This window comes from Candidatus Eisenbacteria bacterium, assembly GCA_016867495.1.
Lineage (GTDB): Bacteria > Eisenbacteria > RBG-16-71-46 > CAIMUX01 > VGJL01 > VGJL01.
Genome location: VGJL01000012.1, coordinates 25,858 through 35,900 on the forward strand (window position 1 = coordinate 25,858; position 10,043 = coordinate 35,900).

The 10,043-nt window shown below is 65.3% G+C and carries 8 protein-coding genes; 5 read left to right on the plus strand and 3 right to left on the minus strand.

Features of this window, described 5'->3' with window-relative positions:
• Both FJY88_03205 and FJY88_03210 read right to left on the minus strand, forming a co-directional pair.
• Positions 1–225: a hypothetical protein gene (locus FJY88_03205; protein ID MBM3286349.1), complete on the minus strand. Its 225-nt coding sequence runs from the start codon at positions 223–225 to the stop codon at positions 1–3.
• 190 nt (positions 226–415) lie between these two features.
• The gene (locus tag FJY88_03210) at positions 416–2,035 is read right to left on the minus strand and encodes a glycosyltransferase family 4 protein (GenBank protein ID MBM3286350.1); all 1,620 of its coding nucleotides are present in this window, start codon (positions 2,033–2,035) and stop codon (positions 416–418) included.
• Positions 2,036–2,190: 155 nt separating this feature from the next.
• Here FJY88_03210 and FJY88_03215 point away from each other — a divergent pair, with 155 nt between their 5' ends.
• The 5 genes from FJY88_03215 to FJY88_03235 all read left to right on the plus strand — a co-directional run bounded on the left by FJY88_03215 (position 2,191) and on the right by FJY88_03235 (position 8,141).
• Positions 2,191–2,643 (plus strand): MGMT family protein, encoded by a 453-nt coding sequence (locus FJY88_03215; GenBank protein MBM3286351.1) that lies wholly within the window; start codon positions 2,191–2,193, stop codon positions 2,641–2,643.
• The gene (locus FJY88_03220; GenBank protein MBM3286352.1) at positions 2,468–4,003 is read left to right on the plus strand and encodes a radical SAM protein; all 1,536 of its coding nucleotides are present in this window, start codon (positions 2,468–2,470) and stop codon (positions 4,001–4,003) included. The genes FJY88_03215 and FJY88_03220 overlap by 176 nt, the downstream gene beginning before the upstream one ends.
• Positions 4,004–4,641: 638 nt before the next feature.
• Positions 4,642–6,378, plus strand: a complete 1,737-nt coding sequence (locus tag FJY88_03225) for an NAD-dependent malic enzyme (protein MBM3286353.1) — start codon at positions 4,642–4,644, stop codon at positions 6,376–6,378.
• Positions 6,379–6,489: 111 nt separating this feature from the next.
• The gene (gene mdh / locus FJY88_03230; GenBank protein ID MBM3286354.1) at positions 6,490–7,440 is read left to right on the plus strand and encodes a malate dehydrogenase; all 951 of its coding nucleotides are present in this window, start codon (positions 6,490–6,492) and stop codon (positions 7,438–7,440) included.
• Between the two features lie 59 nt (positions 7,441–7,499).
• Positions 7,500–8,141 carry a DUF1579 domain-containing protein gene (locus tag FJY88_03235; GenBank protein ID MBM3286355.1) on the plus strand — a complete coding sequence of 214 codons (642 nt, stop codon included), beginning with the start codon at positions 7,500–7,502 and terminating at the stop codon, positions 8,139–8,141.
• A 93-nt stretch (positions 8,142–8,234) separates the two neighbouring features.
• Here FJY88_03235 and FJY88_03240 read toward each other — a convergent pair whose 3' ends face one another.
• On the minus strand, positions 8,235–9,914 hold the full coding sequence (locus FJY88_03240) for a T9SS type A sorting domain-containing protein (protein MBM3286356.1): 1,680 nt from the start codon (positions 9,912–9,914) through the stop codon (positions 8,235–8,237).
• Between the last annotated feature and the right edge of the window lie 129 nt (positions 9,915–10,043).

The following is a 10,043-nucleotide window of genomic DNA, read 5'->3' on the forward strand; positions in this document are numbered from 1 at the left end:
TCAGCGCCGGCCGGGCGCAGAGTGAATGGCGGCGGCAATGGCGGCTGCCAAGCGCGCTCGGCCGGCCCCGGCCTCGACTGTCTCGGGCGCGTCCGGACGGCCGGCCCGCCAGCGCCGGATCAGATAGGCGGTCAGATTCATGAACTGGATCACGACCAGAAGGAAGAGGAACACCAGGGTCATGCCCAGGACCATGATGGTCAGCGTTTGCCTGAACAGCTCCATGACCGAATCCCCCGAAGACGCACAGGACGATGAGAGTGACACGAAGCCGCAGTGGGATCAAGCATGACTGATAGAACGCCTGCTCCTCGAGGCGCCTCTTTGCGCGAGGGCATGCTGATCCCCGTCATCCCCTGAAGGTCGTCCTCCCCGTGTCGGAGGCCCTGGGCGTGAACTACGGGCGCGGCGACGGTCAGCCGTCGCGGAGGCGAACGAAGGCGCGCCGGAGTGCCGGGGGCAGGAAGTCCCGTGGGGCGAGGAGCCTCGGATCGAGCCGACCGGAGCCAGCGCGCCGCAGGGGTCCGCGGCCCAGCTTCGCAAAGAGCGCCTCGTAGCGATTCCCCATCGCGGCCTGGGAGTACTCCTCGCTCGCCCAGGCGCGCGCGGCGCGAGAAAGATCTGCCCACCGTGCTCGGTTGCGGGCGAGCCTAATGACCGCGTCTATGTATGCGCGCGGCTCACGCGTCGGCATGAGGAGGCCGGTCTCCCCGTCTCGCACCGCCCGGCGGGTCGACCCCGCGAGGCGCGTGGCCAAGGGGATGCAGCCTGCCGCCTGAGCCTCGAGGAGAACAAGCGGCAGCCCCTCCGACTCGGTAGGAAGCAAGAGAGCATGCGCCTCCTGGAACAGGCGGGTGACGACCTGGGGTTCACACGAGCCTAGGAGCGAGAAGCAAGGCACCGCAGCCTCCGCGGCAAGCTGCGCTCGCATCGGCCCGTCGCCCGCCACACGTAGCCGACAGTCCAAGCCCGCCCCGGCCAGGCCACGCGCGATCGCCGGCAAGAGCTCGACCCCCTTCCCCTCGTCCAGTCGACCCACATAGAGGAGCTCGAACCGAGCGGCGTCGTCTCGAGGATCGGGATCTTGGGGCGCCGGCGGTAGCGGTACCCCGTGTGCGATCAGCTCGAGCGGCACCTGCGGTGCACGCCGCACGATGCCCGCGGCGACCACGGGGCTGGGCGCCAGCACCATGGTGCACTCTGCGAGATTGGTGAGCGCGAGGCGATAAACCCACTCGTTGTCGCCGTGAACAAAGGGCAGGACATGAGTCGCCGACGGCAGGAGCCCGAGTGCGAGCTGCGCGTGACGCGCGTGGTTCAGGATGACGACATCGGGAGCAAGATCGCGCATCTCCTGCGCGACCAGATGCACGTGTGCGCGGCCGCTCCGCTTCTCGATTCCTTCGACCAGGCGAATCTCGTAGCGCCCCGCTAGGGCCAAGTTGAACCACGCGCCAGGCGATTCCGTGAGGAAGATCACGATCTGGTGACCCCGCGCGTCGAGCTCCGCCGCGAGATTCAGAATGTAGCTGCCGATGCCGCCGGGACGAAGCTGCGCCGCCACCAGCAGCACGCGGTACTGTCGATCGGTCCCGCGTCCCAAGCGCATCTCCTCCGCAGGTCCTACAGCTCTCGCTCTCATGCAAGCGGATGACGGAGCACAGTATATCTCGTCACTCTTCGGCTGCCCGCGAGCGATTCTACTGACCCCTGGAGAAGTGCTCAAGATCCGGGTCCGGAGCTTCCCCAAGAACCCACATCGACTATGGTCGCGCCCGGTTGGACGCGGCCACACGGCGGTAGTGGCCCCAAGAGGCGGGGAGCATCTGGTTCCGCACCCTGGTTCCTTGCCCTGGTTCCTTGACCCTGAAGAATGGGTTTGGTCTTCTCGGACTCCCTGCGGTGTAATCGGTGGCGCGCTGACCGGTACGCATTCGGGAGCGGTGTTCTTGGCGACGCCAAACTCGGATGAGGATCGTCGGAAGCACAGGGGGGGGAGTGATCTCCATCTGGATCGAGAAGTGGCGGGGAACATGGTTCGGGGTCGCCTATCACGGCGAGCGGCTCGTAGCGACCGCGACAGGCCAGGATCGCAAGGACGCGGCTCGATGCGTGCGGGGGTCTTTGCCTCGCGGCCGGGAGGCCGAAGTCGTTCGGGAGGGCTCCGCGTACGCGCGCGAGGTCGTTCGCATGCTCGCCCGCCTCGAGGCCGGAGAGGAGGAGGCGCCTTTCTTTGAGCTCTGCCCCGACTGCGTGCGAGAGCCGCTCGTCTCGATCGCCCGGGCCGCAGCGGCGATTCCGCGAGGATTCGTCGCGACCTATGGAGGCATCGCCGCAGCGGCCGGCACCGAGGCGCGGGTCGTAGGCGGCGTGATGGCGAAGAATCCTCTCTACCCGATCATCCCCTGCCACCGCGTCGTGGGCGCCGATCTCTCTCTGATCGGCTACACCGGGAGTCGGGATCCGCATGCGCTTCGCTCAAAGCTCGATCGCCTGCGCCGCGAGGCGCGTGGACATAAGGAGACTCGGTCCGTCACGACGCCGCTCGGGACCGCGCCCCTCGTGGTCTATCCTGTCGAGCAGGTCATCCAGCGCGCGGCCGGCGGCGGTTTGGACGAGGGGGCGCAGCAGTCCCTCTGGTGAGGGAGCCGCCCTCCCCGGCGATCACTGCGCGACCGGGACGGCGACGGCTCGTTGTAGAGCGCCATCCACTCCTGGTAGTATCGAGGCGGCCTTCAAGGATGAGGCCGCCGTATCCCATTCCTGCATAGAGCGGCCGAACAGGGCGTCGACCGGGACGCAGGCGGGACGATCCATCACCGAGATCAACAGACACCACCGCGAGGTCCGGACGATCCTTCGAAGACGGGATCTGGTCGATCCCTTCTTCGTCGGGAAGTTCTCGTTTTCGCCCTACCACGCCTGCGCCCACGGCTGCCTCTACTGCGACGGCCGCGCTGAGCGGTACTACGTGGAGGGAGAGTTCGACAAGGACATCGTTGTCCGGATCAATGCGCCGGCCCTGCTCGACACGGAACTGGCGAAACTCAGGGAGCGCGGCATCGTCTTCATCGGTTCGGGCGTCAGCGACGCCTATCAGCCTCCCGAGCGGGATGAGCTCTTGATGCAGGCCTGCGCCGTCGTGCTCGAGCGGCGGTCGATGCCGGTCACGCTGCTCACCAAGTCCGCATTGGCGCTGCGCGATATCGACACATGGACGAGGCTGAACGCCAAAGCCGGCGTCTTGATGATGATGTCGATCACAACCTTGGACGATCGACTCCGCGAGATCTTCGAGCCGACAGCGAGTCCCGTGAACGAACGGCTGGCAACCCTTGCGGAGTTCAAGGCGCGGGGAATCCCGATCGGCGTCGCCGCGATGCCGCTTCTTCCATTCCTGGCCGATTCCGAGTCTGATCTCACGATGCTCGCGACCGAGCTGCGACGGATCGGCGTTGACTTCGTCCTGCCGGGCGGGCTCACTCTGCGTCCCGGCCGGCAGAAGGCCGTGTTCTTCGAAACCCTGAGCCGCTCCTATCCCGAGTTGGCGGGAAGCTACGCCGAACTCTACGCCGAGGACCGCGCATCGGGAGCGCCCTTGTCAGACTATGCCCGGCGGTTCCGCCGGAGGGTAGCTTCGGCGTTCCGGAGCGCTTCCTTGCCGACGTTGGTCCCGCACCGCCTCTATCGTGATCGGCTTCCCACATACGATGAGGTCCATGTCCTCCTTCATCAGATGTGCGATCTCTATCAAGACCGCCCCGTTGCGGTAGGGAGGCTTCGTGCCGCGCTGGGGCGGTACACGGCCTGGCTCCAGGAGAGGAAGACGGTCTTCAACCGTAGGCGAAGACTCCGGCAAAGCGACATCGAAGCCGAGCTCCGGGGGCTGGCGGAAGGTCGCGGCCTCGCAAGCCTCCTCGACAACGAGAGGCTCTCCGCCTTCCTCCGTCAGGTGATCGTCGATCGGAGCGTGTTCGATCCGCTGGAGCGGGAGCTTCTCTAGTGGGCGTCTCGGCACATTCCCAGTCCCAAGCTTGGACCTCAGCCATGCCTTCCGTCTTCGTCTCCTCGTACTAGCGAACTACAACCAGACGACGATCCACGACCGGCTGCGTTTGACTGCCGGGCGCCACGAAGCCCCGCCGCGACCGGTCCGCGGACGGAGCTGCCCGCGAAACGCCTCCATCGCAGGAGCAGGTTTCCCCGACAACGGGAGGCCGATCAGTGACGTCCGTCACAGAAGCCGCCACTTTCCTTCCCCCCCGGACGATAGGCAGCAGCGACGGCGGATGTCCGCGACTCGGGCAAGATTCTCAGGATCCGCTGACGGCCGCGGCAGCCTGGAAGGAAGGCGGGGACGTTCTCAGGCGACCGGTGGAACGGCAACGATGATGGCGGCCGCCCCGGACTCTCCGGCGGGCCGACGGTCTTCGGCGATTCGGCCTTCCCGCCCTCTCGCGGCGCGGCCCGCCCGCCACTCGGCAGATCGCAGGTGCCGACAGGCGCGGTTCCCTGTATCCTCTAAGGCGGCCCGCCGGGGCCCTCGCACTCCGCCGCTCGGGGCGTGATGGTCGGGCGCCGGAGTGGCGGGCTCGCCCGCGAACCGGAACCGTGAGGAGGGGGAGGAGGAGAGGAGGAGGAATGGAGTTTTCGATCAAAGTCGATCCCGCGACGTGGCAGCGCTACATCTCGGTGCCGCGGAAGGGCGAGTCCGTGCTGACGGATTCCTTCGTGAACAAGGGGATGGCGTTCACAGCGAAGGAAAGGGAAGAGCTCGACATCCTCGGCCTCCTCCCGCCCAGCATTTTCACGATCGAGCAGCAGCTCACCCGCGTCTACGAGTCGTACTGCAGCAAGCAGACGCCGCTCGACAAGTACATCTACCTCGGCGGTCTCCACGACCGCAACGAGGTCCTCTACTACAGACTCATCCAGGATCACATCGACGAGATGATGCCGATCGTCTACACCCCGGTCGTCGGGGAAGCGTGCCAGCAGTTCTCGCACATCTTCCGTCGCGGGCGCGGCCTCTACATCGCCATCGACCAGAAGGACAAGATCGAGCGGATCCTCCGCAACTACCACACGGCCGAGCCATCCGTCATCGTCGTGACCGACGGCGAGCGGATCCTCGGCCTCGGCGACCAGGGCGCAGGCGGCATGGGCATCCCGATCGGGAAGCTCTGCCTCTACACGCTCTGCGCCGGCGTCTCCCCGTACTCCACGCTCCCGATCGCGCTCGACGTCGGGACGGACAACGAGGAGCGCCTCGCTGACCCGCTCTATTTCGGCCTCCGACGCAGGCGGGTCCGCGGCGCCGAGTATCAAGACTTCATCGACCGGTTCGTCGCCGCCGTGAAGAGGGTGTTCCCGAACGTCCTCCTGCAGTGGGAGGACTTCCTCAAGGAGAACGCGATCATCCAGCTCGAGCGCTTCCGCGAGAAGATTCTCTCCTTCAACGACGACATCCAGGGGACGGCTGCCGTCGCGGTTGCAGGGATCTTCGGCGCGCTCCGGCTCACCGGCGGGAAGATGAGCGACCACCGCATTTGCTTCGCCGGCGCCGGCGCCTCGACGCACGGCATCGCCGGCCTCTTCGTCGCGGAGCTTGTCGAGCAAGGGATCGCGATCGACGAGGCGCGCAGGAGGATCTGGACCTGCGACTCGAAGGGCCTCTGCGTCTCCGACCGCCCCGGCCTCGAAGGCTTCAAGAAAGAGTACGCGCGCGACCGCGCCGAGCTGGCCTCGTGGAAGGTGGCCGACCCGTCGAGGATCACGCTCGAGGAGACCGTCAAGCACGCGCGACCGACGATCCTCATCGGCGTCTCCGCGACGCCGGGGACCTTCACGGAGCCGATCGTCCGACAGATGGCGAAGAACGCCGAGCGCCCGCTCGTCTTCCCGCTCTCGAACCCGACATCGAAGGCTGAGTGCACGGCCGAGCAGGCCGTCCGATGGTCCGACGGCCGCGCCATCGTGGCGACGGGCAGCCCCTTCGCGCCCGTGACGCACGAGGGCGTGAAGTTCCGGATCGGGCAGTGCAACAACGCCTTCATCTTTCCGGGCGTCGGCCTCGGCTGCTGCGTCGCAAAGGCGACGCAGGTCAGCGACGGGATGTTCCTCGAGTCGGCCAGGGCCCTCGCCACGCATGTCACCGATGACGACATCCGGGAGTCGGCGGTCTTCCCGCCGCTCTCGAACATTCGCGACTGCTCGCACTCCGTCGCCTGCGCCGTGATACGGCGCGCGGTGAAGGAGGGCTACGCCGACCCGGAGATGCTGAACGGACTCGAGGAGCGCGTCCGCCGCGCCATGTGGTCCCCGGAGTACCTCCCGGTCCGCTACGAGCCGCCGACCGGCCACGGACGCCGGCACTGAGGACGCACGCCAGGGGGGGCGCCGGTCGCGGCGTCCCCCGCAGTTCGCGGCCTGGGAGACCGCTCCCCGCCACCTGGATCCATCGGTTGGGCCGCAGAAGGAGTCATCGCCATGCTTCGTAGAGCCAAGATCACCATTGTCGGCGCCGGAGCGGTTGGGGCCACCACGGCTCATTGGTGCGCCGTCTTCGAGCTGGGCGACATCATCCTCTTGGACACCCCCAGCCTCGAAGGCATGCCCAAGGGCAAGGCCCTGGACTTGATGCAAGCATCGCCCGTGTTTGGCTTCGACGCCCACATCTCCGGGACCAGCGACTACGAAGCGACGCGGGACAGCGATGTCGTGGTGATCACGGCCGGAATCGCTCGAAGGCCGGGCATGAGCCGGGACGACCTGCTGAGCACCAACGCCCGAATCGTCGCATCCGTCGCCCAGCGAGTGCGGGAGACCAGTCCCGACTCGATCGTGATCGTGGTCAGCAACCCGCTGGATGCCATGGTGTACCGGGTCTGGCAGGTCACCGGCTTCCCGACCCACCGCGTCTTCGGTCAGGCCGGCGTCCTGGACACCGCCCGGTTCCGCACCTTCCTGGCCCTGGAACTGGGCGTCAGCGTCGAGGACGTCCATGCGCTCTTGATGGGCGGACACGGCGAGACGATGGTCCCCATGCCCGACCACTCCTCGGTGGGCGGGATTCCCGTCACCAAGCTGCTCCCGCCTGAGAGATTGAAGGAGATCGTGGACCGCACGCGGCACGGCGGCTCCGAGATCGTCAACTACCTCAAGACCGGAAGCGCCTTCTACGCGCCGGCCGCAGCCGTGGCCCAGATGGTCGAAGCGATCGTCAAAGACAAGAAGCGCGTGGTGCCCTGCGCGGCCTACTGCGAGAAGGAGTACGGCGTGGGCGGCTACTACGTCGGCGTGCCCGTCATCGTCGGCGCCAACGGCATCGAGCGGATCATCGAGCTGGACTTGACCGAGACCGAACGCGCCGACTTCGAGAAGAGCGTCGCGGCCGTCAAGCATCTCGTCAAGATCATGAAGGAGCTGCCGGAGTCGTAGGCCCCGCGCCTCCTGAAGACATGACTCAAGATTGATGTCGCCGAGGACCCCGCTCCCCAATGCCGGACGGCTCGATCGGCCAGAGCGCCGGACCGTCCTTGGCGATTCCCAGCGGTATTGCGCTCAGCAGACGGCTCCCTCATGGCATTCGGTTCGATTCCTGCAACACCACGAGGCAGCCCGAAAGGGTGAGTGAAGTAGCCACGATCCAGCCCGAGAGGGAGAGTGAGGAAGCCATGGAAATGCCAAAGCCGGGACCCGAGCACGAGGAGCTTAAGCGGATGATCGGCTCGTGGGAGGGGGAGGAGACCCTCCATACTTCTCCATGGGACCCGAAGGGCGGGACCGCCCTCGGGCGGATCCATGCGCGCCTGGCCCTCGACGGATTCGCGGTCGTCAGCGACTACGAGCAAGAGAAGGACGGTCGGGTCGTCTTCCGGGGCCATGGGGTCTATACGTGGGACAAGGCACGGAAGCTCTATGTCATGACCTGGTTCGACTCGATGTCGCCGGGCACACCGGGTATCGCGTATGGAATCCTGCACGGTGGAACGCTGACCTTCCAGAACCAGAGCGAGCAGGGACACGGGCGATACATCTACGACTTCGAGAACCCCGACTCGTATCGGTTCCGGATCGAAGCTTCAAAGGACGGCGAGACCTGGGCGCCCTTCATGGATGCCCGCTTCGTCCGACGTTGAGAAAGAAGAAGCCCCGAAACGGGCGTTCCTTCGAGCAATGAAACACCCGCGCCGCTGAGGCAGCGCGGGTGCATTCGACTTCAGGCCAGCGCGCTATCTCATCAGGATAAGCTTCCGGGAATGCTCGAAGCCCTCTCCCACGAGCTTCGCTATGTAGACGCCGCTCGACACGCGCTCTCCCTTCGCATTCGTGCCGTTCCAATCGACGGCATGCGGCCCAGCGATCAACTGATCGTCCCGGAGCATTGTCACCACGCGCCCCTGGATGTCGAAGACGCCGAGCCGCACCTGTCCGGCCTTGCCCAGCTTGAAGTTCAGCGTCGTCTTCGGATTGAAGGGATTGGGGTAGGCGGCGAAACGTACCGTGGTCGCCGGAGCCTCCTCGGCCGGGCCGGCCGCAACGGCTCTGTGACCATAGAAGTGCATGGCGGGGACATAGGCCTCGACGAGGATCTCCTCATTGGTGGAGTCGCGCATGCGGAACTGGACCTGGTCGACGAGAGCATCCTCCGGTCCGTCATACTCGAAGTAGTTGGAGCCCCATCCGTCCGGCGCGGAGTAAAGCGGACTGCCTCCGTAAGAGTGATCGATCTCACTTCCTTGCGCGTAGGGATGGGGCCAGACACGCACGGCATTCGCGCCGGTCGTGTGATAGTGGAAGTCGCAGTCGACCCGCTCCTCGAAATCCAGGATCGCCGGCGCGCCCGGGGAGAGGGTGACGCGGTTGACCGAATGAGCCCTGTAGGTCATCTGCAGAGGGATGAAGACCGTCAGATAGGTCTGTGACTGGTCGCTGTTCGTCATCATGAAGCAGGCCTGGTTGATGTCCACGTCGCCGGCATAGCGGAACCAACGGTCTCCCGAGCCAGAGGGATGGGGCAAGAGGGTGCTGCCTGAGGAGTACATGCTCGGCCAGTAGACTGCTCCGTCCCTCGCCCCGAGGCAAAAGACGCGCACGCCGCCCGCATCGCTCGTTGTGTAGTCGAAGGATCCCGTGACGCGCTCATCATATGACATCCACTGCGGCGACTCGGGATCGAGGGTGAAGTTGCTCAAGCCGTGAGCGTCCCAGTGATAATCCACAGGCACGAAGCACTCCCAGAGAACTTCCGTCATGCCCTCGTTGTACATGTAGATGCGGACCTGATTCACTTCCTTCGGTCCGGAGCTGAAGCGAAAGGAGTGATCCACGGCGCCCCCGGGGGGCGTCACATGGTGTCCACCCGAAGCGCCGTATCCCGGAACAAGCGTTCCGTTGAAAAACGGTCTGGCGAAGACGTATCCCGGCACGTCGGTGGTGAAATGATGGTCGATGAGCAAATAGTTTCCGTACTGGATCCACGAGGGCGATCGGTGGCTGTACGAGAGATCAGTCACGCCCTTCGCGCCGAATTGGTAGTTCACCGGAAGGTAGAGTTCGAGAAGCATCTCAGACCAGTCCAGGTTGAACAAGGAGATGAAGATCTGATCGACGTGGCAGTCGCCGCTCGTTACGGAGCACCATCGATCACCTGAGCCCTCTCCTTGCGGAACAGGCTGCGAACCCGACCAAACGAGATTTGGGGAGGCTTGGCCGTTCGTGTAGGGCAGGACCATGATGCGCCCGCCTGCCGGGTCGTCGACCTTGTAACTGAATGAGACGGTGATCCTGTCATTGTGGCCCAGCCAGGCCTGATTGCCTCGGTCGATCCGAATATCGCCGAGGTAGTTCGCCCGAGACGGCAGCGGCAGAAAGAGAAGAGCAATCGCGAGATGAATGACCCTGATTCTCATTTCGGGGTCCTCTCGGAATCCCGTGTTGATTGGGCTTGAGAGCGGATGTGCGAGTTGAGGGCGGGGTTGCAGACGAAGAGCTCCTGGTTTCCCATAGTGCCTTCTTCTTCCAGGAAGGGAGGCATGGAT